General features: G+C 72.3%; 24 protein-coding genes and 1 riboswitch. Of the genes, 15 read left to right on the top strand and 9 right to left on the bottom strand.

Features of this window, described 5'->3' with window-relative positions:
* Nucleotides 1–62: 62 nt before the first annotated feature.
* The gene (gcvP, locus tag Actob_RS26180; RefSeq protein ID WP_284914468.1) at nucleotides 63–2,870 is read right to left on the bottom strand and encodes an aminomethyl-transferring glycine dehydrogenase; all 2,808 of its coding nucleotides are present in this window, start codon (nucleotides 2,868–2,870) and stop codon (nucleotides 63–65) included.
* 77 nt (nucleotides 2,871–2,947) lie between these two features.
* A riboswitch (glycine riboswitch) is annotated at nucleotides 2,948–3,038 on the bottom strand.
* 51 nt (nucleotides 3,039–3,089) lie between these two features.
* Between gcvP and mgrA the strand changes: the two genes are divergently transcribed.
* Nucleotides 3,090–4,085: an L-glyceraldehyde 3-phosphate reductase gene (mgrA, locus tag Actob_RS26185; protein WP_284914469.1), complete on the top strand. Its 996-nt coding sequence runs from the start codon at nucleotides 3,090–3,092 to the stop codon at nucleotides 4,083–4,085.
* A gap of 26 nt (nucleotides 4,086–4,111) precedes the next feature.
* On the opposite strand, the gene Actob_RS26190 is transcribed toward mgrA, so the two are convergent.
* Entirely contained in the window at nucleotides 4,112–4,300 is a 189-nt protein-coding gene (locus Actob_RS26190) for a hypothetical protein (protein ID WP_284914470.1), read from the bottom strand.
* An 897-nt stretch (nucleotides 4,301–5,197) separates the two neighbouring features.
* On the opposite strand from Actob_RS26190, the gene Actob_RS26195 reads away from it, so the two are divergent.
* The gene (locus Actob_RS26195) at nucleotides 5,198–5,899 is read left to right on the top strand and encodes a nucleotidyltransferase domain-containing protein (protein WP_284914471.1); all 702 of its coding nucleotides are present in this window, start codon (nucleotides 5,198–5,200) and stop codon (nucleotides 5,897–5,899) included.
* Nucleotides 5,889–6,686 carry a nucleotidyltransferase domain-containing protein gene (locus Actob_RS26200; protein WP_284914472.1) on the top strand — a complete coding sequence of 266 codons (798 nt, stop codon included), beginning with the start codon at nucleotides 5,889–5,891 and terminating at the stop codon, nucleotides 6,684–6,686. Before Actob_RS26195 ends, Actob_RS26200 begins: the two co-directional genes overlap by 11 nt.
* On the opposite strand, the gene Actob_RS26205 is transcribed toward Actob_RS26200, so the two are convergent.
* Together Actob_RS26205 and Actob_RS26210 are read right to left on the bottom strand one after the other, a co-directional pair.
* Nucleotides 6,641–7,090 carry a hypothetical protein gene (locus tag Actob_RS26205; RefSeq protein ID WP_284914473.1) on the bottom strand — a complete coding sequence of 150 codons (450 nt, stop codon included), beginning with the start codon at nucleotides 7,088–7,090 and terminating at the stop codon, nucleotides 6,641–6,643. The genes Actob_RS26200 and Actob_RS26205 overlap by 46 nt on opposite strands.
* A 129-nt stretch (nucleotides 7,091–7,219) precedes the next feature.
* Nucleotides 7,220–8,074 carry a class I SAM-dependent methyltransferase gene (locus Actob_RS26210; protein WP_284914474.1) on the bottom strand — a complete coding sequence of 285 codons (855 nt, stop codon included), beginning with the start codon at nucleotides 8,072–8,074 and terminating at the stop codon, nucleotides 7,220–7,222.
* Nucleotides 8,075–8,122: 48 nt separating this feature from the next.
* Here Actob_RS26210 and Actob_RS26215 point away from each other — a divergent pair, with 48 nt between their 5' ends.
* Nucleotides 8,123–8,686 (top strand): helix-turn-helix domain-containing protein, encoded by a 564-nt coding sequence (locus Actob_RS26215; protein ID WP_284914475.1) that lies wholly within the window; start codon nucleotides 8,123–8,125, stop codon nucleotides 8,684–8,686.
* Nucleotides 8,687–8,725: 39 nt separating this feature from the next.
* On the opposite strand, the gene Actob_RS26220 is transcribed toward Actob_RS26215, so the two are convergent.
* Nucleotides 8,726–9,097, bottom strand: a complete 372-nt coding sequence (locus Actob_RS26220; protein WP_284914476.1) for a VOC family protein — start codon at nucleotides 9,095–9,097, stop codon at nucleotides 8,726–8,728.
* 252 nt (nucleotides 9,098–9,349) lie between these two features.
* Between Actob_RS26220 and Actob_RS26225 the strand changes: the two genes are divergently transcribed.
* The 4 genes from Actob_RS26225 (at nucleotide 9,350) to Actob_RS26240 (ending at nucleotide 12,383) form a co-directional block, all read left to right on the top strand.
* A complete protein-coding gene (locus Actob_RS26225) occupies nucleotides 9,350–9,988 on the top strand; it encodes a hypothetical protein (RefSeq protein WP_284914477.1) in 639 nt (212 codons plus the stop codon).
* A 529-nt stretch (nucleotides 9,989–10,517) separates the two neighbouring features.
* Nucleotides 10,518–10,859, top strand: coding sequence for a hypothetical protein (locus tag Actob_RS26230; protein ID WP_284914478.1), 342 nt, complete (start codon nucleotides 10,518–10,520; stop codon nucleotides 10,857–10,859).
* Nucleotides 10,860–10,877: 18 nt separating this feature from the next.
* The gene (locus Actob_RS26235) at nucleotides 10,878–11,528 is read left to right on the top strand and encodes a nucleotidyl transferase AbiEii/AbiGii toxin family protein (RefSeq protein ID WP_284914479.1); all 651 of its coding nucleotides are present in this window, start codon (nucleotides 10,878–10,880) and stop codon (nucleotides 11,526–11,528) included.
* Between the two features lie 9 nt (nucleotides 11,529–11,537).
* Nucleotides 11,538–12,383 (top strand): hypothetical protein, encoded by an 846-nt coding sequence (locus Actob_RS26240; protein WP_284914480.1) that lies wholly within the window; start codon nucleotides 11,538–11,540, stop codon nucleotides 12,381–12,383.
* Here Actob_RS26240 and Actob_RS26245 read toward each other — a convergent pair.
* Nucleotides 12,341–13,588: an MFS transporter gene (locus tag Actob_RS26245; protein WP_284914481.1), complete on the bottom strand. Its 1,248-nt coding sequence runs from the start codon at nucleotides 13,586–13,588 to the stop codon at nucleotides 12,341–12,343. The two genes, Actob_RS26240 and Actob_RS26245, sit on opposite strands and share 43 nt — an antisense overlap.
* Nucleotides 13,579–14,073 carry a MarR family winged helix-turn-helix transcriptional regulator gene (locus Actob_RS26250; RefSeq protein ID WP_284914482.1) on the bottom strand — a complete coding sequence of 165 codons (495 nt, stop codon included), beginning with the start codon at nucleotides 14,071–14,073 and terminating at the stop codon, nucleotides 13,579–13,581. The genes Actob_RS26245 and Actob_RS26250 overlap by 10 nt, the downstream gene beginning before the upstream one ends.
* A gap of 119 nt (nucleotides 14,074–14,192) precedes the next feature.
* Between Actob_RS26250 and efeU the strand changes: the two genes are divergently transcribed.
* From efeU to efeB, 3 genes are all read left to right on the top strand, one after another.
* Nucleotides 14,193–15,026: an iron uptake transporter permease EfeU gene (gene efeU / locus Actob_RS26255; protein ID WP_284914483.1), complete on the top strand. Its 834-nt coding sequence runs from the start codon at nucleotides 14,193–14,195 to the stop codon at nucleotides 15,024–15,026.
* A gap of 7 nt (nucleotides 15,027–15,033) precedes the next feature.
* A complete protein-coding gene (gene efeO, locus Actob_RS26260) occupies nucleotides 15,034–16,173 on the top strand; it encodes an iron uptake system protein EfeO (protein WP_284914484.1) in 1,140 nt (379 codons plus the stop codon).
* Between the two features lie 312 nt (nucleotides 16,174–16,485).
* Complete coding sequence (gene efeB, locus Actob_RS26265) at nucleotides 16,486–17,760, top strand: iron uptake transporter deferrochelatase/peroxidase subunit (protein WP_284914485.1); 1,275 nt, start codon at nucleotides 16,486–16,488, stop codon at nucleotides 17,758–17,760.
* A gap of 180 nt (nucleotides 17,761–17,940) precedes the next feature.
* On the opposite strand, the gene Actob_RS26270 is transcribed toward efeB, so the two are convergent.
* Both Actob_RS26270 and Actob_RS26275 read right to left on the bottom strand, forming a co-directional pair.
* Nucleotides 17,941–18,837: a M56 family metallopeptidase gene (locus tag Actob_RS26270; RefSeq protein ID WP_284914486.1), complete on the bottom strand. Its 897-nt coding sequence runs from the start codon at nucleotides 18,835–18,837 to the stop codon at nucleotides 17,941–17,943.
* A 25-nt stretch (nucleotides 18,838–18,862) separates the two neighbouring features.
* A complete protein-coding gene (locus Actob_RS26275; RefSeq protein ID WP_284914487.1) occupies nucleotides 18,863–19,447 on the bottom strand; it encodes a PadR family transcriptional regulator in 585 nt (194 codons plus the stop codon).
* Nucleotides 19,448–19,497: 50 nt separating this feature from the next.
* Here Actob_RS26275 and Actob_RS26280 point away from each other — a divergent pair, with 50 nt between their 5' ends.
* The 4 genes from Actob_RS26280 to Actob_RS26295 all read left to right on the top strand — a co-directional run bounded on the left by Actob_RS26280 (nucleotide 19,498) and on the right by Actob_RS26295 (nucleotide 25,237).
* The gene (locus Actob_RS26280) at nucleotides 19,498–20,892 is read left to right on the top strand and encodes an FAD-dependent monooxygenase (RefSeq protein WP_284914488.1); all 1,395 of its coding nucleotides are present in this window, start codon (nucleotides 19,498–19,500) and stop codon (nucleotides 20,890–20,892) included.
* A 140-nt stretch (nucleotides 20,893–21,032) separates the two neighbouring features.
* Nucleotides 21,033–21,398 carry a BlaI/MecI/CopY family transcriptional regulator gene (locus Actob_RS26285; RefSeq protein WP_284914489.1) on the top strand — a complete coding sequence of 122 codons (366 nt, stop codon included), beginning with the start codon at nucleotides 21,033–21,035 and terminating at the stop codon, nucleotides 21,396–21,398.
* A 54-nt stretch (nucleotides 21,399–21,452) separates the two neighbouring features.
* Nucleotides 21,453–23,939 carry a DEAD/DEAH box helicase gene (locus Actob_RS26290; protein ID WP_284914490.1) on the top strand — a complete coding sequence of 829 codons (2,487 nt, stop codon included), beginning with the start codon at nucleotides 21,453–21,455 and terminating at the stop codon, nucleotides 23,937–23,939.
* 89 nt (nucleotides 23,940–24,028) lie between these two features.
* Complete coding sequence (locus Actob_RS26295; RefSeq protein ID WP_284914491.1) at nucleotides 24,029–25,237, top strand: helix-turn-helix domain-containing protein; 1,209 nt, start codon at nucleotides 24,029–24,031, stop codon at nucleotides 25,235–25,237.
* Nucleotides 25,238–25,261: the final 24 nt, after the last annotated feature.

Raw genomic sequence — 25,261 nt, forward strand, 5'->3', positions numbered from 1 at the left:
GGTTGGCCAACGACGGCGCAGGCCGCGATCCGAAGACCGCGACCTGCGCAAGACCACCGGCGTCAGCTCTCGAACGCCTCCGGTGAGGGGCAGGAGCAGACGAGGTTCCGGTCCCCGTACGCCCCGTCGATGCGGCGCACCGGCGGCCAGTACTTCGCCGTCCGGTCGACGCCCTCCGGGAACCCGGCCACCGAGCGCGGGTACGGGTGCGACCACTCGTCAGCGCTGACCGCCGAGGCGGTGTGCGGCGCGTTCGCCAGCGGGTTGTCGTCCCGGGGCCAGACACCAGCCGCCACCTGGTCGATCTCCCCCTTGATCGCGATCATCGCGGCGCAGAACCGGTCCAGCTCGGCGAGGTCCTCGCTCTCGGTCGGCTCCACCATCAGGGTGCCGGCCACCGGGAACGACATGGTCGGCGCGTGGAAGCCGTAATCGATCAGCCGTTTCGCCACGTCGTCCACGCTGACGCCGGTGGCCTTGGTGATCGGCCGCAGGTCGAGGATGCACTCGTGGGCCACCAGGCCGTGCTCCCCCGCGTAGAGGACCGGGTAGTGCTCACGCAGCCGGGACGCCACGTAGTTGGCGGCGAGCACCGCTGTCGCGGTGGCCTGGGCCAGGCCGTCCGGGCCCATCATCCGCACGTAGGCCCAGGAGATCGGCAGGATGCCCGCCGAGCCGTGCGCGGCGGCCGAGACGGCGTGGTGGTCGCCCGGCTCCAGCGGGTTGCCGGGCAGGAACTCGGCGAGGTGGGCACGGACCGCGACCGGGCCGACGCCGGGGCCACCGCCGCCGTGCGGGATGCAGAACGTCTTGTGCAGGTTCAGGTGCGACACGTCGGCACCGAACTTGCCCGGCTTGGCGAAGCCGACCAGGGCGTTCAGGTTGGCCCCGTCGACGTACACCTGGCCGCCGGCCTCGTGCACCCGCTCGCACAGCTCGGCGATGCCGGTCTCGTAGACGCCGTGGGTCGACGGGTAGGTCACCATGATCGCGGCCAGCGAGGACGCGTGCTTCTCGATCTTGGCGGCCAGGTCGGTGAGGTCGACGTTGCCGTTCTCGTCGCAGGCCACCACCACCACCCGCATGCCGGCCATCACGGCGCTGGCCGCGTTGGTGCCGTGCGCCGAGGACGGGATCAGGCAGACGTCCCGGTCCGCCGCGCCGCGCGAGCGGTGGTAGCCGCGGATCGCCAGCAGCCCGGCCAGCTCGCCCTGGGAGCCGGCGTTGGGCTGGACGCTCACCGCGTCGTACCCGGTGATCTCGGCGAGCCAGCCCTCCAGCTGGGCGACCAGCCGCTCGTAGCCCTGCACCTGGCCGACCGGCGCGAACGGGTGGATGTTCGCGAACTCCGGCCAGGTGACCGCCTCCATCTCGGTGGTGGCGTTCAGCTTCATCGTGCACGAGCCCAGCGGGATCATGCCGCGGTCCAGCGCGTAGTCCCGGTCGGAGAGCTTGCGCAGGTAGCGCAGCATGCCGGTCTCGGAGTGGTGGGTGTTGAACACCGGGTGGTGCAGGTAGTCGCTGGTCCGGGCGAGCGGCTTGGCACCGCAGGCGGCCGGCTCGGCGACGGTGGCACCGAAGGCGGCGAGCACCGTCGCGACGTGCGCCGCGGTGGTGGTCTCGTCGCAGGCGATCGAGACCCGGTCCGCGTCGACCAGGCGCAGGTCCACGCCGTCTGCCGCGGCAGCCGCCACGATCGACTCGGCACGGCCCGGCACGACGGCGGTGACGGTGTCGAAGAACGCCTGGTGGGCGACCTCGACGCCGGCCGCGGCGAGGCTGCCGGCCAGGGTCAGGGCGTGCTCGTGCACCCGCTTGGCGATCGCCCGCAGGCCGGCCGGGCCGTGGTAGACCGCGTACATGCTGGCCATCACGGCGAGCAGGACCTGCGCGGTGCAGATGTTGCTGGTCGCCTTCTCCCGGCGGATGTGCTGCTCACGGGTCTGCAGCGCGAGCCGGTAGGCGGGCGCGCCGTCGGCGTCCTTGGACACCCCGACCAGCCGGCCGGGCAGGCTGCGCTCCAGGCCGCCGCGCACCGCGAGATAGCCCGCGTGCGGGCCACCGAAGCCCAGCGGTACGCCGAACCGCTGCGTCGTGCCCGCCGCGATGTCCGCCCCGATCTCCCCCGGTGCCCGCAGCAGCGTCAGGGCGAGCAGGTCCGCGGCGACGGTGACCAGGGCGCCCTTGGCGTGCGCGGCCTCGATCAGGGCGGCGTGGTCACGCACCGCGCCGGACGCGCCCGGGTACTGCAGGTGCAGGCCGAAGTACTCCTCCGGCAGCTCCCCGGTGTCCAGGTCGACCAGCTCGACCTCGATGCCCAGCGGTTCGGCACGGGTCCGCAGCACGGCCAGGGTCTGCGGGAAGGTGTCGGCGTCCACCGCGTACACCAAGCTCTTGACCTTGGAAGCGCGGCGCGCGAGCGTCATGGCCTCCGCGACCGCGGTGGCCTCGTCGAGCATCGACGCGTTCGCCGTGGTGAGCCCGGTCAGGTCGGTGACCATGGTCTGGAAGTTGAGCAGCGCCTCGAGCCGGCCCTGGCTGATCTCCGGCTGGTACGGCGTGTACGCGGTGTACCAGGCCGGGTTCTCCAGCACGTTCCGCTTGATCACCGCGGGCGTGTGGGTGCCGTAGTAGCCGAGCCCGATCATCGGAGTGACCAGCGAGTTCCGCGCGGCGATCGCGCGCAGCTCGGCGATCGTCTCCTCCTCGGAGGCGCCGGCCGGCAGATCGAGCACGCCACGGAACCGGATCGACTCCGGGACCGCGGCGTCCATCAGCTGATCGAGAGACTCGTACCCAACCGCTTTCAGCATCTCCGCCTGCTCATCGGCCTGCGGGCCGATGTGCCGGTGGGTGAACGACGACGTCATGGGCGACTCCAAGGCTCGAGAAGGCTGACAAAGCCCTCCCCCTCTGTCATACCCACGAACGGGGCACTTCAGAGTCGCCTGCCCGCGCGGTCCGTTTGCCTGTAGAGATTCCGGGGAGGAGTTGCCCCTTCGGCGCCTGGATGTGCAGGTCTCTCCCGCGCGGCTGGCCCCCAACCTACCAGTGGCACTGGTCAAGATCGGAATGCCTAGGCTGGGCGTGTGACGTATTCCGCTGCTCTTGATCGTTACGAGTCCATGACCTATCGCCGCGCCGGGCGCAGCGGGCTCAAGCTGCCCGCGATCTCGCTGGGCCTGTGGCACAACTTCGGCGACACCCGGCCCGCCGACCGCCAGCGCGACATCGTCCGCCGCGCCTTCGACCTCGGGGTCACCCACTTCGACCTGGCCAACAACTACGGCCCGCCGCCCGGCAGCGCGGAGACCAACTTCGGCCGGATCCTGGCCACCGACCTCAGGCACCACCGCGACGAGCTGATCATCTCCAGCAAGGCCGGATACACCATGTGGGACGGCCCCTACGGCGACTTCGGCTCGCGGAAATACCTGGTCAGCTCGCTGGACCAGTCGCTGAAGCGGCTCGGCGTCGACTACGTCGACATCTTCTACCACCACCGGCCCGACCCGGACACCCCGCTCGAGGAGACGATGGCCGCACTGGACCACGTGGTGCGGTCCGGGAAAGCGCTCTACGTCGGCCTGAGCAACTACCGGGCCGAACAGACCGCGCGGGCCGCCGCGATCCTGCGCGAACTGGGCACGCCGCTGCTGATCCACCAGCCGTCCTACTCGATCCTGAACCGCTGGATCGAGCACGACAACCTGCTCGACACCCTGCAGGAGGCGGGCGCCGGCTGCATCGCGTTCAGCCCGCTGCAGCAGGGCCTGCTCACCGACCGCTACCTCGACGGCATCCCGGACGACTCGCGGATCCGCACCAGCGTCTTCCTCAACGAGGAGGCCCTGGACGCCAAGACACTCGGCCGGCTGCACGCGCTCAACGACATCGCCAAGCGGCGCGGGCAGTCCCTCGCGCAGCTGGCCCTGGCCTGGGCGCTGCGCGACCAGCGGATGACCAGCCTGATCATCGGCGCGTCCAGCGTCCAGCAGCTGGAGAACAACATCGCCGCCCTGGACAACCTGTCGCTCTCCGACGCCGAACTCGGCGACATCGACGGCACCGTCCTGGACCTCTAGCCCGACGTCACCGGCCAGGATCACCGTCAACAGAGGGCATTGTCCTCGGCCTCCAGCACGACCGGGATCACGTCCAACAGACGGCACCGTCCCTCCACCACGACCCGGATCACCTGCAACAGACAGCGCCGTCCCTCCACCACGACCCGGATCACCTGCAACAGACAGCGCCGTCCCTCCACCACGACCGGCGCCAGTGTTGTCCGGGGTCGCATTCAAGAGATTGCCGACTCGGGCCGCGCTGATCACTGATCGTCGCTCCCGCCAGGGACCCTTCCGGGCCGGGCTGGCCGCTGCGCGTCCAGAACGCCCGGCCCGGAAGGGCGACGCCCGCGGGTGGTCCCGGAAAACCCACCCCAGCTCCCCCTGACCGCGTCCTCCCGAGATCGAACCGGAGCGCACCCGACCTCGCGGCCGACCGGGTCACGGTCCGCGATCCAGGTCGCGGCCGGCGGCTGGCACCCACGGTGGTGTCCGGGCTCGTGACACCACCGTGAGGACCAGCCACACCCACCAGCTGGCGCTCACGGTGGTCTCACCAGCCCGCACACCACCACCACGACCAGCCGGGAACCCGGGGCTGGCACCCACGGTGGCCTCAACAGCCCGGACACCACCACCACAACCAGCCGCGAACCGGAGGCTGGCACCCACGGTGGCCTCAACGGCCCGGAGACCACCACCACAACCAGCCGCGAACCGGAGGCTGGCACCCACGGTGGCCTCAACAACCCGCACACCACCACCACGACCAGCCGCGAACCGGAGGCTGGCACCCACGGTGGCCTCAACAACCCGCACACCACCACCACAACCAGCCGCGAACCGGAGGCTGGCACCCACGGTGGCCTCAACAACCCGGAGACCACCACCACAACCAGCCGGGAACCCGGGGCTGGCGCTCACGGTGGTCTCAGCGCGCTGGACGGGACTGGACACCACCGCTCGGAGCAGCTGGGAGTGGATTTGGCGGCTGGGTCGGTTGTGGTCGGGCGAATCTGGAGGTGGAGCGCAGGCGGGAACGGGTCGTGACTCGGCGCCAGGCATCGAGGGCGATCTCCGGCCCGGAAATGAGGCGCGGGTGGCGGGCCGGTTCAGTAGCGTTCCCGGGCATGAGCGAGCTGGTCGAGAAGCACACCATCCTGGGTGTGGTGGTCGGGTCGCGGGCCTACGGGCTGGACGGGCCGGACAGTGACCACGACCGGCGCGGGGTGTTCGCGGCGCCGACCCGCGACTTCTGGCGGCTGGACAAGCCGCCGACACACGTCGACGGACCCGCCGAGGAGCAGTTCTCCTGGGAGGTCGAGCGGTTCTGCACGCTCGCGCTGCAGGCCAACCCGACGGTGCTCGAGGTGCTCTGGTCGCCGATCGTCGAGCGGATCACCCCGGACGGCGAGGAGCTGCGCGGCATCCGGGCGGCGTTCCTGTCCCGGCGGGTGGCGGCGACCTACGGCAACTACGCGCGGGACCAGCTCGACAGGGTCGCCGCGCGGCGGGCACGGACCGGGCAGACCAACCACAAGCAGGCCATGCATATGATCCGGCTGCTCATGGCGGGGGCGCACGTGCTGCGTACCGGGGAGGTGCTGGTCGACGTGCGGCACCTGCGGGACCGGCTGCTCGCCGTCCGGCAGGGGCTGGTGCCGTGGGACGAGGTGACCGCCTGGGCCGGCACGCTGCTCGCCGACCTGGCCGCCGCGGAGACCGCCACCGGGCTGCCGGAACGGCCGGATCGGGACCGGGTGGACGAGCTGCTGGCCGGTATCCGGGAACGCGGGCTCATGGCGTACGGAAAGAGGATCGATGACCACTGAGGTGCCGGACTGGGCGGCGGACGCCGCGCGACAGCTGCCCTATCCCCTGATCTTCTGCACCGTGAGCGGCGCCCACCTGTACGGTTTCGCCTCCGTCGACTCGGACCTCGACCTGCGCGGCGCGCACGTGCTGCCGGTGGCCGAGGTCGTCGGCCTGCGCACCGGCCCGGACACGCTGCGGCGCGGCGGTGTCCGGGACGGCGTCGAGCTGGACGTGGTCTCGCACGACCTGCTGAAATTCGCCAAGCTGCTGAACAGCCGCAACGGGTACGTCCTGGAGCAGCTGCTGTCGCCGCTGGTGGTGGTCACCTCGCCGCTGCACGCCGAGCTGGTCGCGCTGGCCCCCGAGCTGATCACCCGCAACCACACCTACCACTACCTGGGCTTCTCGCACAGCCAGGAGAAGCTGTACGCCAGGACCGGGCAGCTCAAGCCGGCGCTGTACACGCTGCGGGTGCTGCTCACCGGGATCCACCTGATGCGCACCGGCCGGCTGGAGACCGACCTGCGGATCCTGGGCGCGGACCTCGACTACGTCCCGGACCTGATCGCGGCGAAGCGGGCGGCCGAGCACGGCCCGTTCCCGGCGGGTGCGGCCGACCGGCTCGCCGCCGACATCCCCCGGCTGCGCGCCGAGCTGGAGGCCGCCCGGGACGACTCGCCGCTGCCCGAGCGCCCGTCGTACGCCGCTGTCGACGCCCTGCACGACCTGGTGGTCCGCACCCGCCTGGGCGGGCCGGCTCAGACCCGGGTGAACTCCATCACCCAGTTGGACTCCCAGGTCTGACCGCCGTCGGCGGAGAACTCCTGCTCCCACCGCGCGGAGGTGGGCGTGATGCCGGACCAGACGAAGTGCGCCTTGATCGGCTTGCCCTCGTGGGTGTCGTCACCGTAGAAGTCCCCGCGGCCGTCGGCGAATCGGCCGGTGACCGGCGGGTACTGCCGGCCGGTGCGGCTGCTGGACCAGTACAACGACCACTCCTCGCGCTCGACGTCGAACAGCCGCAGGGTGAACCCGCTGCTGCCCAGCGTCGGGAAGACGATCTCGTCGATGTTGCCGCCACCACCGAAGATCGACTGACTGGTCGAGGTGCCGGGGAAGGTGATCCAGTCGGTACTGCCGGCGAAGAGGGTGGTCAGCCGCCGGTTGAGCACTGTCCAGGAGCCGATGAGGAAGTCGAAGTCGTTCATGCCAATGATCATGAAGCGCTATCCCTGACATCCTCTGTCAGTAACTGTCTCAGTGATTAGGCCGGTAGCCGGGGTGCTGCCTTGGCCGCCAACTCGGTGCGCGCCAGGCCCTGGAGATCGGCTGCCGGGTCAGGGACGGCGGCCGATCCAGACGTCCCGGGTGGCGCGGACCACCAGGTCGTCACGGCCGGGCAGGCCGGCCACTATGTCGTCGAGGGCGGCCACGTCAGCGGCGCTCAGGCGGTCGGCGAGGCGGTCGCGGGTGCGTTCCAGGGTGACCTGCCCGTACCGCCTCGCCGTGGCGGACAGCGGAGCGGGCAGCTCGATGGCGAACCGCCGCTCACCGACCAGCTCGAAACCCGCGTCCTTGAGCCGGGCGCCCCAGTCCAGGCCCATGTGCATCCCGGCCTCCAGCCGCAGCCGGCCGAGCTCGGCCTGGCAGCGCTCCTCCAGCGCCGCCCCGGCCGGGTCGGTCAGGAACCGCGGGAACCCCTCCAGCTCGGTGATCATGAAGACGCCGCCCGGGCGGAGCACCTCGCGGACCTGCCCGAGCGTGCGCGCCGGGTCGGCCAGGTGGTGCATGGCGGCGGACGCCCACACCAGGTCGGCCGGGCCCAGCTCGGGCCAGTCGCCGTCGAGGTCGGCCCGCACCGTGCGGACCCGGTCGGCGACGCCCGCCTCGGCGGCCCGCTCGCGCAGCCGGGCCTGCATCGCCTCGTCGACGTCGACGGCGGTCAGTGTGGCACCCGGCAGCTGCCGGGCCAGGGCGATGGTGCCGGTCCCGGTGCCCGCCCCGAGGTCGACGACGCTGGCGCCGGCCGGGACGAGCCGGCCGGCCCAGCCGATGACCTCGCGGTAGTAATCCGCCAGCACCTCGGCGTCGAGATCGAGCATCTCGGCCATCTGCCCGCCGTCGCCGTGCCCGTGCCCGTGCCCGTGCCCGTGCCCGTGCTGGATGTTCCCGTGACCGTGTTCGTGTGCCATGACCCGAACGCTAGCGCGTTCTTGCGCTACCGGCATACCATCTTGCGTATGACGCAAGACGGCGAACTCGACGCCCTGGTCCGCCAGCGGATCCGCAGTCTCCGGGTCGCCCGCGGCTGGTCCCTGGACGAGCTGGCCTCCCGCGCCTACCTCACCCCGTCCACCCTGAGCCGCATCGAGACCGGCCACCGCCGGATCGCCCTCGACCAGCTCACCGCCATCGCCCGGGCCCTCAGCACCACCCTCGACCAGCTCGTCGAGTCCGGCCGCGACGAGGACGTGGTGATCCGCCCGCACCACGACGAGCAGCGCGGCATGACCACCTGGCTGCTCACCCGCGACACCGCCCCGGCCGGCATGACCGTCGCCAAGCTGCGCGTCGACCGCCCGGCCCCCGCCGACCTGCGCGTGCACCCCGGCCGCGACTGGTTCGTGGTCCTCTCCGGCACCATCGTCCTGCGCCTGGCCGAGCGCACCATCACGGTCCGCGCCGGCGAGGCCGCCGAGTTCTCCACGATGGTCCCGCACGCCTTCGGCTCGGCCGGCGGACCCGCCGAAGTCCTCTGCATCCTCGACCAGGAGGGCGAGCGCTCCCACCTAGGCCCGAGATGACCCGCTTTCGGTACGCCCACAGCCCGCCCCGCCGTCCCCTCAGTCGATCGGCGGCGCCCAGCCGGGCCGCCGGATCAGGCAGAACGGATGCCCCGCCGGATCGGCGAACACGTCCTCCCCGGCCAGCCGCACCGCACCGAGCGCGACCACCGCCGCCCCCGCCACCTCGACGTCGTCCACCATCACGTCCACGTGCATCTGCTGCGGCACCGCCGGATCCGGCCAGGTCGCCGCCCGCTGGTCCGGCGCCCGCTGGAACGCCATCCCGGACGTGGTGGTGTCCGCCGACACCACCACGAAGTCCCCGTCGTCGTGGGTGATCGGCTCCCCGAGCACCGCACTCCAGAACCGCGCCAGCCGCCGCGGATCCGGGCAGTCGACGATCAGATGGTGCCGGCGTCCGACAGGCATGACAAACCACCCCTCACCCGGCTCCACCGGTGTTCCGGATCATCCGCCGCAACACCTCGAGCGCTGTCCCGTAGCCAGCATCCTCGATCCCGCCGTGGATCCGCGCGTCTGTCCGCCTCGGTCGGCCACAGCCGGCCCGCACCGTCCAGCCCGCTCGATCAGGGTCTCCGCCTTCGCCGCCAGATCATCCGCCGTCGCGTAGGTCAACAACACGACAGCCGCCAGGCGCGGCGCCGGGTTCAATCGACCGTCATGGACTACTACCTGCTTGCCGGGGACGGGATCCTGGTCGAGGAGTTCGCCTACGGCGAGGACCACGTGACGGTCGGGCTCGGCGGCGCGATGTGGACCGCCGGGAGCGGTGGCTGGCGCGGCGCCGGATCGTTCGGCACGGCCTTGCGTACGGACGAGCACCTGCTCGCCACGGTCACCCCGGTGGACCGCGACCGCGCCGCGCAGGTGTACCGGGGCCTCGCCGGCCGGCCGCTGCCCGCCGAGGACTCGCTGCGCGGGCACTTCGGCGACTGGGTGCGCTTCGCGACGACGGCCCCGTTGCGGTTGAGCCTGGACGACACCCCGCCCGGATTCGCCGAGAAGCGCGTCTATCGCGTGCTGTTCGCCAAGGAACCGCGCGACGCCCACCTCGCCGACCTGAACGCCACCTGGCCCGGCACCACCGACGGCGGCATCCCGGGCGGCCGCGGCCGGGCCGGCAACGACCTGTTCGCCTGGCACCTGCGCCGCGTCGGCAGCGGCATCGCCTGGGGCCTCGACGTCACCGTGCTGCTGGCCGGCGACAGCCCCGCGGTGGTCGGCGAGGTCCTGCGCAAACTGACCGCCGACGTACGCCGCCGCGGCCTGGTCCCGCTGGCCACCGAACGATTCGCCTGACTACGGCACCGTTCCCGAGGCCGCCACCGGGTGCACGGCGGCTCGCAGCCACAACGGCGAGTGGTGCGACAGACTCCGCAGTCGCCTCCGGACCGGCCACCTCCGGGCCGCTGGCCGGCCCTCGGTGCCAGGCTCGGTGCTGGAGCGGCAGTGGGCGGCGAGGCCGGACTCGGCCCTCGAAGCGGGCACCTCCTCGCGAAATCGTGTCACATCGGCGGCACGTTGACTTCGGGGGTATCAATGGTCGCGAATGCGATTCCTGCCGGGAACGGTGCCTTACTGAACGCGCGTCCGGCGACCACGGATGCGCCACCGGTGAAACCGGCATCCGGTGACCACCGCCTCAGCCCGGCGGCGGCGAGTCGGTAGTGACCGGCGGCGGTCCGGGCTTGCTCGGCGGGGCGCTTGCCAGGGCGTACAAAAAATCGACCGGAAGAACGGCGTTCCGTGAGTTTTCGCACGCGCTCTTTTGCATCCTAGGAATCTAGGAGCTTGCTTTCCTGCCGGTATGACGGTTTAGGCTGGGCGCATGTCCGCGAGCGCCGCCCCCGTCGTCCACCTGGCCCGGCCGCACCGGCCGGTCGTCGTGGCCGGCACGCTCGCCGAATTGCGCGGGCCCACCTGCGGGCTGGTGGAGTTGCCGTTGCGATTGTGGTGGCATCCGCAGCGCGCGTTCGATCTGGGGCAGCACACGATGCTCCTGTGGATGTATGAGAATGTGCTCCGGGAATCGATCCGGGTCGACGAGTTGCGCGCCTTTCTGGACGGCGCGACGCTGGTCCGGGTCTGGTCCGAGCTGAATCTTCCGCGCGCTGTCCGGGCGGCGTGGGAGGCCCGGCATCCGCGGCTGCGCGCCCGCCTCGCCGCGTGAATAGCCGGCCGGATTGAGGTGACCAGTTCCAGCGTCGACGACTTCTACCGCGATGTCGCGCGGATCGCCCTGGCTGTCGCCGACAAGCACCGGTTCGTCCTCGGTGGCGGCGTCGCCTGGCTGGTCAACGGCCTGGTCGCCCGCCCCACCGAGGACATCGACCTGTTCACCGACACCGAGGGCGCGGTGCTCGCGGCGGCCGGCGAGGTGGTCGCGGCCCTGACCGAGGCCGGCTATCGGGTGGTCCGCGAGGAGGGCGACGAGTTGTTCGCCGGGATGGACGCGGACATCCAGGAGTTCCTGGTGGCCGGCGAGCACCGGGCCCTGCGGCTGACGCTGTGCCGGCTGGACCGGCGGCGCACCCCGGTGGTGATGGACCTCGGTCCGGTGATGCACCTGGACGACCTGGTCGCGACGAAGGTGGCGGCGCTGGTCACCCGGCGCGAGGTCCGTGACTACATCGACGTGGCGGCGGCGCTGGAACGCTATCCGCTGGAGCGGGTGCTGGAGCTGGCCTACGCGGCGGATCCGGCACTGGAACCGGAGGAGATCGCCGACGCCGGCCGCTACCTGGATCGGCTCGACGACGTCCGGTTCACCCTGTACGGCCTCGATGCCGGAATGATCGCCCAGCTACGAGAGCGCCTCGCGGGCTGGCCGCGGGCATAGTGTGGCCGGGTGCCCGCGAACACCTGGAACTTCCGCTCGCTGCGCGGCATCCGCCGCCCGCCGAGCGAGTCCGGCACTGCCGAGTTCGACTTCGGTGACGGCCCGCGCCGGGTGGTGCCGTGGACCGCGACCCTGGACCTGCGCGGCCTGACGCCGGCGTCCGGGCCGGTCGACTGGACCGCCCTGGACCACCTGCCCCAGTTGCGCGGGGTCACCTGGTCCGGCCCGGATCGCGGCCTCGCCGGCGCCCTGGCCGGCCGCCCGCGGATCACCTACCTGGACTGGTTCGACGCGCGGGGCGAGGTGGACCTGCGGGCGACGGCGGTGGCCCGGCTCCGGATCACCGGCCGCGAGCTGGGCGCCGTCCGGCTGCCCGCCTCGGCGACCAGTCTGCTGCTCCAGGAGCTGCGGCCGGACCTCGAGGTGGCGGCTCACGACGACGGGCACGGGCTCGCGCTGAACCTGACGAGCGCCGCGGAGCTGGTCGTGCCGCCCGGCGTGCGGCGGGCGCCGGAGGTCCGGCTCAACGTCGGCGGCGAGTTGTCGGTGCGGCAGCTGGAGCAGTTCACCGACCTGCGGCAGTTGACCGTCGACTTCGAGGCCCCGCCGGGCCGCCTGACCGGCCTGCCGCTGCTCGCCCGGCATCCGGGGCTGCAGCGGCTGTGCCTGATCAACGCCTGCCGTCTGGACCCGGCGACGTTTCCGGACCTGCCGGCGCTCCTCGAGCTCGAGGTGATCGGCACGCGCGCCGAGGTCGCCGCCGGCCTGGGCGAGCGGTTCCACGGCGCGACGCTTCCCGAGTTGACGATCCGCTACGCCCGGTCCGGCGAGAGCCGCTCGGCGCCGGAGGCCTGACGCCGGCCGCCACCCGCGGCCAGCGCCGTGACCGCCAGCACGCACAGCACGCCCCCGCTGGCCAGCGCCACCGGCCCGGACGTCAGCCGGGCCACCAGCCCGGCCCGCATGTTGCCCAGATCCGGCCCGGCCTGCCCGACGATCTGCTCCGCCGCCGCCACCCGCCCGAGCAACCCCGCCGGCGTGTGCAGCTGCACCACGGTCCCGCGCGAGACCACCGCCACGGTGTCCGCCGCCCCGGCCACCACCAGGCAGCCGAGGCCCAGCCACGGACCGCCGGCCAGCCCGAACAGGGCGAGCGCCGCACCCCACACCGCCGACGCGCCGAGCATCACCGGCTGCGGCCGGGCCAGCCCGGAGTACGTCCCGGACAGCGCCGACGCGATCAGCCCGCCCACCGCGATCGCCGTCAGGAACAGCCCGAACGTCCGCGGATCGCCGTCGAACCAGGTCGTGTTCATCAGCGCGAACAGGCTGATCGGCATCGCCAGCACGGTGGCCGCCAGGTCGGTGAGCAGCGCGGTGCGCACCACCCGGTGCCCGGCCAGGAACCGCAGCCCGTCCGCCACCGCGCGGGCCCCGGAGACCGCCGGCCCGCCGGCCGGTGGCAGCGCCGGGAGCCCGCGCACGCCGACGAACGCCAGCCCGAAGCTCACCGTGTCCACCAGGTAGCACCCGCTCACCCCGGACCAGCCCAGGACCAGCCCGCCCACCGCCGGCCCGACCAGCATCGACGCCTGGAACGACAGGTGGTTCAGCGCGAGCCCGGCACCCAGCTGCTCCCGGCGCAACAGGTGCGGCAGATAGCTGCGCGCGACCGGTCCCCCGGCCGCCCCGACGCAGGACTGCACCGCGACCAGCACCAGGACGACCATCACCGGCGCCGGTCCGAGGAGGCCCTGCACGGCGAGCAGCCCGGTGCAGGCCGCGCAGCCGGCGGTGGTGAGCAGGGCGAGCCGGCGACGCTCGGCGCGATCCGCGAGGGCACCGGCGAACAGGCCGAACACCACGACCGGCAGCGCCTGGGCGAGCCCGACCGCGCCGGTCCAGACGGTGCTGCCGGTCTGCTGCCACACCTGGTACATCACCGCGACCAGCGTCATCTGGCTGCCGAACCCGGAGAGCGTCGTCCCGATCCAGAGCCGCCGGAAGGCCGGCGAGGAGCGCAGCGGCCGCAGGTCGAGCAGTGCGCCGGTCACCGCCACGCCGGGTCACCGGCCAGTTTCCCGGCGATCCGGTCCCGGAAGCTCCGGCGCCGCAGCACCTCCTCGATGTCCCGCACCACCCGGGTCATCGGGTACGGCAGTTCCGCCTCGATCTCGGCCACCGCCGCCTCGGTGGCCCGCCACTCCGCCGCCAGCCGCCCGACCACACCCGCCGCCTTCTCGGTCAGAGCCACTTTCTTGGTACGCCCGTCCGCCCCCGCCGCGGTCCGCACCCATCCGGCCGCGCGCATCGCCGACACCTTCTGGCTCAGCGCCGAGTGGGTCCGCCCGACCGCCGCGGCCAGCTCGCTGATCGTCATGGGCCCGTGCACGTGCAGCTTGATCAGCTCTTTCACCCAGACGGGTTTGAGTCCGTCGAGGTTCGCCTCGGCGTACAGACTCGCGATGTCCGCGTCCAGCGCCGCCTGCAGGTCCCACAGCGAGCGCCAGACGGCGTGCTCGGTCGGGTCAGCGAATTCGGTCATGGCCAGACTGTAACAGCGCTTATATAAGTGCTGTTACGACCAACTGCGATTTGACATCTACAAGTCAGTAGAAGAATGATGCGGGTACGAACTTAGGTTTGGCTAACCTTTGGAGCTCCATGACCGCCATCTACCTCATCGGCCTCCGCGAGGGCTTGGAGATCACTCTAGTGGTTTCCATCCTCGTGGCCTTCCTGGTCAAGAGCGACCGCAAGCCGATGCTCCGCCTGGTGTGGGCCGGCGTCGCGTTGGCGGCCGCCCTCTCGGTCGGCTTCGCCGTGCTGCTGCAGCAGGGCATCACCAAGCTCAGCTCGACGCACCAGGAGCTGTTCGAGGCGATCGCCTCGTTCGTGGCGGTGGCCTTCGTCACCTGGATGATCTTCTGGATGCGCCGGATGGCCCGCTTCATGGGCCGGGAGCTGCGCGGCAGGATGGAGGCGGCGATCGAGGTCGGCCCGGCCGCCGTCGCCGGGGTGGCCTTCCTCGCGGTGATCCGTGAGGGCCTGGAGACCTCCATCCTGTTCTACGCGGCCGCCCAGGGGGCCGCGGACAGCGCCCGCCCGCTGATCGGTATCAGTCTCGGCCTGCTCACCGCGGTGGTCCTCGGCTGGCTGCTCTACATCAGCGCGGTCCGGATCAACCTGTCCACGTTCTTCACCTGGACCGGCGCGCTGCTGGTGCTCGTCGCCGCCGGCATCTTCAAGTACGGCTTCCACGACCTGCAGGAGTCCAACGTCCTGGGCGGCCTGGACCACCACGCGTTCGACGTGACGAGCGCCTTCCCGCCCGCGGCGTGGTACTCCGAGCTGCTCCGCGGCATGGTCAACTTCACGCCGGCGCCGACCGTCGTCGAGACGGTCGCCTGGCTCGCCTACGGGATCCCGGTCCTCGTGCTCTTCCTCTGGCCGGCTCGCAAGCCGGCGCCCGCCCCCGCTCCCACCACCGCCTCCTAGGAGACCGATGCACCCCGCACGCCTTATCACCGCCGGAGCGGCCGCCGCACTGCTCCTCACCGCCTGCGGCGACAAGGAAGCCGACACTCCGGCCGGCAGCGACAACGCCTCCGGCAAGATCACTGTCGCCGCCTCGGACACCGACTGCAAGGTGGAGCGGACCAGCTCCGACGCGGGCACGGTCACGTTCAGCATCACCAACAAGGGCTCCAAGATCAACGAGTTCTACGTCTACGCCGCCGGTGACCGGATCATGGGCGAGATCGAGAACATCGCACCCGGCCTGTCCCGTGACCTGATCGTCGAGCTGCCGGCCGGCACCTACGAGACCGCGTGCAAGCCCGGCATGATCGGCAAGGGCATCCGCGGCGCGTTCCAGGTGGCCGGCTCCGCCGCGCCGCTCACCGAGGACGCCAAGCTGGCCCAGGCCGCCAAGGACTACCAGCGCTACGTGAAGAGCCAGACCGGCGCGCTGATCGAGCAGACCACCGCGTTCGTCACCGCGGTCAAGGCCGGCGACGTGGCGAAGGCCAAGTCGCTCTTCCCGATCGCCCGCACCTACTGGGAGCGGATCGAGCCGGTCGCGGAGAGCTTCGGCGACCTGGACCCGAAGATCGACGCCCGCGACGGCGACCTGGAGCCGGGTCAGCAGTGGACCGGCTTCCACAAGATCGAGAAGGACCTCTGGGTCACCAAGGACATCAGCAAGGACGGCCCGGTCGCCGACCAGCTGCTCAAGGACGTGCAGACCATCGTCACCAAGGCCGAGTCGGTGACGTTCTCCCCGGTCGAGCTCGCCAACGGCGCCAAGGGCCTGCTCGACGAGGTCGCCACCGGCAAGATCACCGGCGAGGAGGACCGCTACTCGCACACCGACCTGTGGGACTTCGCCGCCAACATCGAGGGATCGCAGGGTGCCATCCAGGCGCTGCGCCCGGCCCTCGAGGAGCGGGACCCGGCGCTGGTCAAGACCCTGGACGCGAACTTCGCCAAGGTCGAGGCGTCGCTCGCGAAGCACCGCGCCGGCGACGGCTGGAAGCTGCACAACCAGCTCACCCAGGCGGACCTCAAGGAGCTGAGCGACAACATCAACGCGCTCGCCGAGCCGATCAGTAGGGTGGCTGCTCTTGTTGCCGCCAAGAAGTAGTAGCGGCGGTCTTCAGGCATGAGGTAGCTGGGAGCGGGGCGTCTCGCCCCCAGCTTGCCCCAAGATCAAATTCAAGAGAACGATGACTCGGATCCGCGCTGATCACAGATCGTCGCTCCCGCCAGGGACCCTTCCGGTCTGAGCTGGCCGCTGGCGCGTCCAGAACGCTCAGCCCGCAAGGGCGACGCCCGCGGGTGGTTGCGACGGGCCAGATCAGGACCCAGCGGCTGGGCGTGCCGGGTCAGCCGCGAGGCACCGCGGGTGATCACGACAGCTACCTCCGAACCCCCCACTGCACGAAAGGCTTGTGAGATGGAACGGCGCAAAGTCCTCGGACTGGCCGGCGCGGGCGTCGCCGGCGTGGCCGCCGCCGGCGCGGGCGCGCTGGCCCTGACCCACAACGACGCGGCACCCACCGCCGGTTCCCTCGACCTGGTGTCCGAGACCGGCGGGGCGATCCCGTTCTACGGGGCGCGGCAGGCCGGGATCGTCACGCCGGCGCAGGACCGGCTGCACTTCTGCGCGTTCGACGTGATCACCGACGACCGGGCGGCCCTGGTCGAGATGCTCCAGGACTGGACCGCGGCGGCGGCCCGGATGACACAGGGGCGGGATGCCGGCACGTTCGGCGCGGTCGGCGGCTCGCTGGAGGCGCCGCCGGACGACACCGGCGAGGCGCTGGGACTGCCCGCCTCCGGGCTCACCCTGACCATCGGGTTCGGGCCGACGCTGTTCCGCAACGCCCAGGGCAAGGACCGGTTCGGGATCGCCGCGAAGCGCCCGGCCGCCCTCGCCGACCTGCCGAAGTTCCCCCGGGACACCCTGGACGCGGCGATCTCCGGCGGCGACATCGGCGTGCAGGCCTGCGCCCACGACCCGCAGGTCGCCGTGCACGCCATCCGCAACCTGGCCCGGATCGGCATGGGCAAGGTCAGCGTCCGCTGGTCCCAGCTCGGTTTCGGCCGCACCTCGTCGACCTCCACGACCCAGGCCACCCCGCGCAACCTGTTCGGCTTCAAGGACGGCACCCGCAACCTCAAGGCCGAGGAGCCCGCGCTGCTCGACGAGCACCTGTGGGTCCAGCCCGGCGACGGGCCGGAGTGGATGACCGGCGGCTCCTACCTGGTCACCCGCAAGATCCGGATGCTGGTCGAGACCTGGGACCGCTCACCGCTGGCCGAGCAGCAGACCATCATCGGCCGGGACAAGGGCGAGGGCGCCCCGCTGACCGGCAAGCAGGAGCACGACGAGCCGGACTTCGCCGCCCAGGACGGCAAGGGTCAGCCGGTCATCCCGATGGACTCCCACCTGCGCCTGGCCCACCCGGACCAGAACGGCGGCGCCCGTCTGCTGCGCCGCGGCTACAACTTCGTCGACGGCTCGGACGGTCTCGGTCGCCTGAACGCCGGCCTGTTCTTCATGGCCTACCAGCGCAACCCGCACAAGCAGTTCGTCCCGGTCCAGAACAGGCTGGCCAAGCAGGACGCCCTCAACGAGTACATCCGCCACGTCTCCAGCGGCCTGTTCGCGTGTCCTCCCGGGCTCCCCGCCGCCGACGACTACTGGGGCCGCTCCCTCTTCGCCTGATCTCCGCGAAGCCGCCCGATCGCCGTCGCCGTCGCCAAACCCGCCGCCCCGGCGCCGTCGCCGGACCCGCCGCCCGATCGCCGTCGAGCGGCTGGCCGCCGCGCGCGGGTGGCCGCCGCAGCCGGGTGCGCGGGACGGCCGGGTGCGCGGGACCGCTGTTGGCGTACCGGAAAATGGGGTTCAGCGGAGCGCGGCGTGGAGGAGTTCGACGAGGTCGAGGGCGGCTTCGCCGGTCCAGATCACCGAGCTGACCGCGACGGCGGCGGGGAGCAGGAGGAACAGCGGCGGAGCGGGGCGCGGCTGGGGGCGGAGCAGGTGCGCGACCCGTTTCGGCACGACGCCACCGGGGACGGCGGCGTGCAGGGCCGCGGCGAACGGGCTGCCGGCGCCGCCCAGGGCCGCCACGCCGATGGCGTGGGCCAGGGTCCGGCGGCTGCCCAGGGAGGCGGCGGCGCACTCGTCGGCGGCGCGCTCGATCAGGTAGTCGACGTGCTTGCCGACCCACCAGAGGGCGGGATGGGCGGCGACGGCCAGCTCGGCGAGGCGGGCCAGGCGGTGGTGGTGCTCGGCGAGGTGCGCGTTCTCGTGGGCCAGCAGGGCCTCGAACTGCGGCTCGGTGAGCAGCCCGCGCATGCCGGTGGTGACCACCACGTGCCCGGGGTTGCCCGGGACGGCGAAGGCGCGCGGGGCGTCGTCGGGGAGCATGACCAGGCCGCCCGGACCCGCGGCGGGGACCATGGCCAGCACCCTCCGCTGCCGGCGCCAGCGGAGGGTGACCGCCACGGTGACGGCGACCAGCAGGGTCAGGCTCAGCCACGGGACCCACTCGACGCCGGCGGTGTCGGCGGCGACGACCGCCGCGGACCAGCCGAGACGGTGGCCCACCGCGGGGACCTGGGCCAGGGCGTGCGCGGCGAGCAGGAGCAGGTTCACGGTGCTGGTCGCGGCGACGGTCACGGCGGACCAGGCGACCACCGACGCGGCCCGGCCCGGCGGGAGCCGGTCGGCCAGCAGGCGCACCACCAGCACGGCCAGCGGCGGGACGACCACCACCGACCACAGGAAATGATCGAACACCTCGCTACCTCCCCCGCCGATCGTCTCACCCGGGCGCGGACCCCTGGTGCGCACCCGGGCCGGCATCGACGATCACCTCCGCGGACTCACCGCCGAGCTGACGCAGCGCCCAGCGCGCCCACTCCCGCTGCGCCTCCGCCTGGTACCGGCCCAGCTCCATCGCCAGCCGGCCGAACCGCAGGCCGCCGCGCGGATGCCGATCGGCGTCGGCCGCCTCGGCCAGCGCCCGCAGCTCCGCGGCCAGCCGCTCCGCCTCGGCCAGCTGATCGAGCACCATCGCGCGGGCCTGGGCCGGCTCCAGCGCCGAGATCAGGCACAGCCGCAACGCCTGCTCGTCCCGGACCGCCCGCTCCTTCGGCGGGGCCAGCAGCCACTCCCGCAGCGCGGCCCGGCCGGCGTCGGTGATCGCGTAGGTCCGCCGGCCGCGGGCACCCTCCTCCACCACCTCGACCAGGCCGTCCTCGGCGAGCCGGGCCAGCTCGGGATAGATGTGGCTCTGCCGGGCCGTCCACGCGTAGCGCTGCAGCGACCGCTCGAACCGCAGCGTCAGCGTGTATCCACTGGCCGGCCCGTCCTCGAGCAGGCCGAGCATCGCGAATCGCAGTGACACAGTTGCGCTCCCCTCTAGACACCTACAAATGTACAGGTACGTTTGAAGGCATGGATAACGTGGACGTACTCATCGTGGGTGCCGGTCCCACCGGCCTGACCCTGGCATGCGACCTGGCCCGGCAGGGTGTCGCGAGCCGCGTCGTCGACCAGTCCGCGCAGCCGGGCGCCGGCGGCCGGGGGTTCAGTCTCAAGCCGCTGTCGCTGGCGGCCCTCGACGACCTGGGCCTGACCCGGGCGATCACCACGGCCGGGTTCGTCGAGCGACGGACGCGTTTCCATCGGGGCACCCGGCGCCTGTTCGAGCTGGACACGCCGCCGGCGCCGGTGACCGTCGAGCAGCCGTACCCCAATGTGGTGGCCCTTCCGCAGTGGCGGACCGAGGCCATCCTGCGGGAGCGGCTGGGCGAGCTGGGCGGCAAGGTGGAGTTCGGGATGCGGGTGACCGGGCTGGCCGGCGGCGAGGTGACCTTCGCGGGCGGTGAGCGGGTGCGGGCGCGGTTCGTGGTCGGCGCGGACGGCGGGCGCAGCACGATCCGCCGGGAGCTGGGCATCCCCTTCACCGGGCGGACCGACGAGGACACCCGGGCGATGATCAGTGACGTCCGGCTGGACGGGCTCGACCCGGCCGGCGGGGTGCGCATGTGGCTCTCGCCGGACCGGGGCGTCGCCCTGCTCCGGCCGGTTCCGGAGACCGGCGTCTGGCAGGCGGTGGTGTCGCTCGGGCGGGATCTCGCCGGCGACGAGGACACCCTGCGGCGGCTGCTGACCGAGCGCACCGGGCTGCCCGGACTGCGCGTCACCGAGGTGCTCTGGCACTCGGTGTGGCGGTACAACCTGCGGATCGCCGACCGGTTCCGGGCCGGCCCGGTGTTCCTGGCCGGGGACGCGGCGCACGTGCACAGCCCGTTCGGCGGGCACGGGATGAACACCGGGATCCAGGACGCGTACAACCTGGGGTGGAAGCTCGGGATGGTGGTGCGGGGGCTGGCTCCGCAGGGGCTGCTCGACACGTACGAGAGCGAGCGGATGCCGGTGGCCCGGGCCGTCCTCGCGGACAGCGATCGGCGGATGGGCGGCATGATGAGCTGGCGGTTCGCCCGGCCGCTGGCCGGGCCGCTGCTCAGGGCCGGGTTCGTCAGGCAGCAGCGGAAGACCCGGCGGGACCACCCGGTCTATCCGGCCGGTCCGCTGATCGGCGAGGGCGGCGGGGCACCGGCGCCGGACGGGGCGCTGCCGACCGGTGCCCGGCTGTTCGACCTGTTCCGCGGGTCGCACTTCACCGTGCTCGGGCCCGGGCCGGTGCCGGGGCTCGACCCCGCGCTGGTCCACGTGCACCGGGTGGCCGGGGACTTCCGGGTGGTGCGGCCGGACGGGTATGTCGCGCTGACCTCGCCGACGGCCGGGCCGGTCCGCGCGTATTTCGCTCGGTTCGCCGCCGGGTGAGCGCGACGGGCGCACCGGACGCCGGGCCCGCGCCCGGCCGGCTCGGCGATGACCGGCCGCAGCAAAGGCACGGGCCCGGCCATCGCATGCGGAACGAATACGGAATCGGGTCGCACGGCACCACTCGATATTGTCGGGACGTGAGCGAGACGCGCGGCCGCCGCCGGCCCGGCCAGCTGGAGACCGAGATCATGACCGTGCTGGGCCGGGCCGACCGTCCGCTCACCCCCGGCGAGGTGCGTGACCTGCTCGATCCGACCGGCGAGCTGTCGTACAGCACGGTGGTCACCACGCTCACCCGGCTCTACGAGAAGGGCTCGGCGTCCCGGCACCGTGACGGCCGCGCGTTCCGGTACGGCGCGCCGGACGGCCCGGCCGGGCTGGTCGCCGACCGGATGTCCCGGCTGCTGGCCGTCGAGGCGGATCGGGCGTCGGTGCTGCGGCGCTTCGTCGGCAACCTGGACGCGCGGGACGAGCAGCTGCTCCGCGATCTGCTCGGTGAGTGACGGCAACCTCCCCTTGACGCGGGCTCGCCGGGGAAATGACAAACTTGCAGGATCATGACGCTGACCGATCGCCTTCCCGGCACCGCCGAACCCGACGCCGTCTTCGAAGCCTTCCAGGCCTGGGTGCGGGAGCAGGGCCTGACCCTGTACCCGCACCAGGAGGAGTCGCTGATCGAGATCGCGACCGGATCCAACGTCATCCTGAACACCCCGACCGGCTCCGGTAAGAGCCTGGTCGCCGCCGGCGCGCACTTCGCCGCCCTGGCCGACGGCCGCACCACCTTCTACACCGCGCCGATCAAGGCGCTGGTGAGTGAGAAGTTCTTCGCGCTCTGCGAGATCTTCGGCGCGCACAACGTCGGCATGCTGACCGGCGACGCCAGCGTCAACGCGGACGCCCCGATCATCTGCTGCACCGCCGAGATCCTGGCGAACCTGGCGCTGCGCGAGGGCGCCCGGGCCGACATCGGCCAGGTGGTGATGGACGAGTTCCACTTCTACGCGGAACCGGACCGCGGCTGGGCCTGGCAGGTGCCGCTGATCGAGCTGCCGCAGGCCCAGTTCCTGCTGATGTCGGCCACCCTCGGCGACACCACCCGGTTCGTCGACGACCTGAGCCGGCGTACCGGGCGGGAGACGGCGGTGGTCAGCAACGCCGAGCGTCCGGTGCCGCTGATCTTCTCGTACGCGATGACCCCGCTGCACGAGACGATCGAGGAGCTGCTCTCCACCAAGCAGGCGCCGGTCTACATCGTGCACTTCACCCAGGCGGCCGCGCTGGAACGCGCCCAGTCGCTGATGAGCATCAACATGAGCACCCGCGAGGAGAAGGACAGGATCGCGGCGGCGATCGGCGGGTTCCGGTTCACCGCCGGGTTCGGGCGCACCCTGTCCCGGCTGGTGCGGCACGGCATCGGCGTGCACCATGCCGGCATGCTGCCGAAATACCGCCGGCTGGTGGAGACCCTGGCGCAGGCCGGCCTGCTCAAGGTGATCTGCGGGACGGACACTCTCGGCGTCGGGATCAACGTGCCGATCCGCACGGTGCTGTTCACCGGCCTGTCGAAGTACGACGGCGTGAAGACCCGGCTGCTCAAGGCCCGCGAGTTCCACCAGATCGCCGGCCGGGCCGGCCGCGCCGGGTACGACACCATCGGCACCGTCATCGTGCAGGCCCCGGAACACGTGATCGACAACGAGCGTGCCCTGGCCAAGGCCGGCGACGACCCGAAGAAGCGGCGCAAGGTGGTCCGCAAGAAACCGCCGGAGGGGCAGATCGGCTGGGGCCGGCCCACCTTCGACCGCCTAGTCGAGGCCGAGCCGGAGCCGCTGACCTCGTCCTTCCAGGTCTCGCACGCCATGCTGCTGAACGTGCTGGCCCGCGGCGACGACCCGTTCGAGGCGATGCGGCACCTGCTCACCGACAACCATGAGGACCCGGTGGCGCAGCGCCGGCACATCCGCCGGGCCATCGCGATCGCCCGCGCGCTGATCGCCGGCGGTGTCATCGAGCGAACCGACGCCGGCGCCTACAAGCTGGTCGACGACCTGCAGCTGGACTTCGCGCTGAACCAGGCGCTGTCCCCGTTCGCCCTCGCCTGCCTCGAACTGCTGGACAAGGAGGCGCCGGAGTACCCGCTGGACGTCGTCTCGGTGATCGAGTCGACGCTCGAGGACCCGCGCCAGGTGGTCTCGGCGCAGCGGCAGAAGGCGCGCGGCGAGGCGGTCAACGCGATGAAGTCCGAGGGCATCGAGTACGAGCAGCGGATGGAGCTGCTCGAGGACGTCACCTGGCCGCAGCCGCTGCGCGAGCTGCTCGAGGCGGCCTACGAGACGTACCGTCGCGGCCATCCGTGGGTCGGCGACTACGAGATCAAGCCGAAGTCCGTGGTCCGCGACATGTTCGAGCGGGCCATGACGTTCACCGAGTACATCTCGTTCTACGGCCTGTCCCGCTCCGAGGGGCTGGTGCTGCGCTACCTGGCCGACGCGTTCCGCGCGCTGCGCCAGACCGTCCCCGAGGACGCCCGCACCGAGGAGCTCGGCGACCTGATCGAGTGGCTAGGCGAGCTGGTCCGCCAGGTCGACTCCAGCCTGCTCGACGAGTGGGAGCGGCTGCGCAACCCGGGCGCCGTGGTCGAGGAGGTCCGGATCGACGACAAGCCGCCCGCGGTGACCCGCAACGTGCGCGCGTTCAAGGTGCTGGTCCGCAACGCGATGTTCCGCCGGGTCGAGCTGGCCGCCCTGGGCCGCTACGACGAGCTGGGCGAGCTGGACGGCGAGTCCGGCTGGACCGCGGAGCGCTGGCGCAAGGCCATCGAGGAGTACTTCGACGAGTACGACGAGATGGGCACCGGCCCGTCCGCGCGCGGCCCGGCGTTCCTGCACCTCGACGCCGGTCCGGCGGTGTGGACGGTCCGTCAGGTCTTCGAGGACCCGGACGGCGACCACGACTGGGGCATCGACGCCACCGTCGACCTGGCCGCCTCCGACGAGGCCGGCAGCGCCGCCATCACCATCCTCGCGGTCGGCCCGCACTAGGCTTGCGGTCCGCCGCTTGCCGGTACGGCCGGCGCGCGCTGGTACCGGCATGTACCAGTGGTGGCGCCCGCCGGTCGTACCGTCGTCGCATGACGCCACGACCGACGCCGGACCCGAGCATCGGGGAACGCATCCGGGATCGCCGCCTGCGCCGCGGCTGGAGTATCCGCTACGCCGCCAGCCGGGCCGGCGTCTCGCACGCCACCTGGAGCCGGATCGAACGGGGGCGGCAGGCGGCGGACAACCGGTTCGTGCTGGCCGACCTGGCCACCGCCCTGGAGTGCTCGCCGGCCGAGCTCGCCGGGACCTCGGTCCCGGCCGGTGACCGGGCGGCGGTGGCAGCGCACGCCGCCGTGCACGGCATCCGGCAGGCCCTGGTCGACCTCGACCTGTCGGCGCCCGGGCCGTCCGCGCCGCCGCCGGACCTGGCCGCGCTGGCCCGGACCGCCGAGCTGGTCGACGACCTGCGCCGGTCCTGCGACTACGCGGGCGCCGGCCGGTTGATCCCGGACCTGCTGCGCGGCCTGCACGCCGCCACCGCCCTGGACGACCGCGCCCGGGCCCTGCGCCTGCTCTGCGAGGTCACCTTCATCGCCTCGTCGGTGCTGCGCAACCTCGGGCATCCGGCGGAGGCCTGGCTGGGCGCGGAACGCTGCCGTGACGCCGCCGACGCCACTCGCGACCCGATCCTGCGGGGCTACGCGGCGTACGCCCGGGCCAGCGCCGCCAACGCCTGCGGCTCGTACGACCGCGGGCTCGCCCTGGCCGAGCAGGCCGTCGAGGCGTTGCGTCCGGACACCGCCCGGCCCGGCGGCGCCGCGATGCTCGGCTCGCTGCAGCTGATCTGCGCCTACGCCAGCCGGGGACGCAGGCGCCTGGACGACAGCCGCGCCTGGTGCGCCGAGGCCGCCGAGCTGGCCCGGCGGACCGGCGAGACCACCACGCTGGGCCTCTACTTCGGTCCGACGAACGTCGGCATCTGGCGGATCGGCATCGAGACCGACGGCGACGACCCGGTCCGGGCCGCCCGGATCGCCCGGGACACCGACCCGGCGGCGCTGCCGGTCGGTTTCCGGCAGGTGTTCTACTACGCCGACACCGCCCGCGCCCTGGCCCGGCTGTGCGGGCGCGACCGCGAGGCGATCCGCTTCCTGCTCACCGCCGAGCGGGTGGCCCCGCAGCACGTGCACACGTCGTCACTGGTCCAGGAGACGGCACGCGCCCTGCTGGACCGCTCCCGCCGCCTGGCCGGCGGCACCGAGCTACGGGCCTTCTGCGAACGCCTCCAGATCGGCTGACCCGGCTTGCCGCCACCCGGGTTC

It is taken from the genome of Actinoplanes oblitus (assembly GCF_030252345.1).
GTDB classification, from domain to species: domain Bacteria; phylum Actinomycetota; class Actinomycetes; order Mycobacteriales; family Micromonosporaceae; genus Actinoplanes; species Actinoplanes oblitus.

Bases quoted from the DNA above. Each gene is read 5' to 3' on its own strand.
- gcvP (WP_284914468.1), bottom strand. From the start codon at position 2,870: ATGACGTCGTCGTTCACCCACCGGCACATCGGCCCGCAGGCCGATGAG.
- Actob_RS26190 (WP_284914470.1), bottom strand. From the start codon at position 4,300: ATGCGACCCCGGACAACACTGGCGCCGGTCGTGGTGGAGGGACGGCGC.
- Actob_RS26195 (WP_284914471.1), top strand. From the start codon at position 5,198: ATGAGCGAGCTGGTCGAGAAGCACACCATCCTGGGTGTGGTGGTCGGG.
- Actob_RS26200 (WP_284914472.1), top strand. From the start codon at position 5,889: ATGACCACTGAGGTGCCGGACTGGGCGGCGGACGCCGCGCGACAGCTG.
- Actob_RS26205 (WP_284914473.1), bottom strand. From the start codon at position 7,090: ATGAACGACTTCGACTTCCTCATCGGCTCCTGGACAGTGCTCAACCGG.
- Actob_RS26210 (WP_284914474.1), bottom strand. From the start codon at position 8,074: ATGGCACACGAACACGGTCACGGGAACATCCAGCACGGGCACGGGCAC.
- Actob_RS26215 (WP_284914475.1), top strand. From the start codon at position 8,123: ATGACGCAAGACGGCGAACTCGACGCCCTGGTCCGCCAGCGGATCCGC.
- Actob_RS26220 (WP_284914476.1), bottom strand. From the start codon at position 9,097: ATGCCTGTCGGACGCCGGCACCATCTGATCGTCGACTGCCCGGATCCG.
- Actob_RS26225 (WP_284914477.1), top strand. From the start codon at position 9,350: ATGGACTACTACCTGCTTGCCGGGGACGGGATCCTGGTCGAGGAGTTC.
- Actob_RS26230 (WP_284914478.1), top strand. From the start codon at position 10,518: ATGTCCGCGAGCGCCGCCCCCGTCGTCCACCTGGCCCGGCCGCACCGG.
- Actob_RS26250 (WP_284914482.1), bottom strand. From the start codon at position 14,073: ATGACCGAATTCGCTGACCCGACCGAGCACGCCGTCTGGCGCTCGCTG.
- efeU (WP_284914483.1), top strand. From the start codon at position 14,193: ATGACCGCCATCTACCTCATCGGCCTCCGCGAGGGCTTGGAGATCACT.
- efeO (WP_284914484.1), top strand. From the start codon at position 15,034: ATGCACCCCGCACGCCTTATCACCGCCGGAGCGGCCGCCGCACTGCTC.
- efeB (WP_284914485.1), top strand. From the start codon at position 16,486: ATGGAACGGCGCAAAGTCCTCGGACTGGCCGGCGCGGGCGTCGCCGGC.
- Actob_RS26280 (WP_284914488.1), top strand. From the start codon at position 19,498: ATGGATAACGTGGACGTACTCATCGTGGGTGCCGGTCCCACCGGCCTG.
- Actob_RS26290 (WP_284914490.1), top strand. From the start codon at position 21,453: ATGACGCTGACCGATCGCCTTCCCGGCACCGCCGAACCCGACGCCGTC.
- Actob_RS26295 (WP_284914491.1), top strand. From the start codon at position 24,029: ATGACGCCACGACCGACGCCGGACCCGAGCATCGGGGAACGCATCCGG.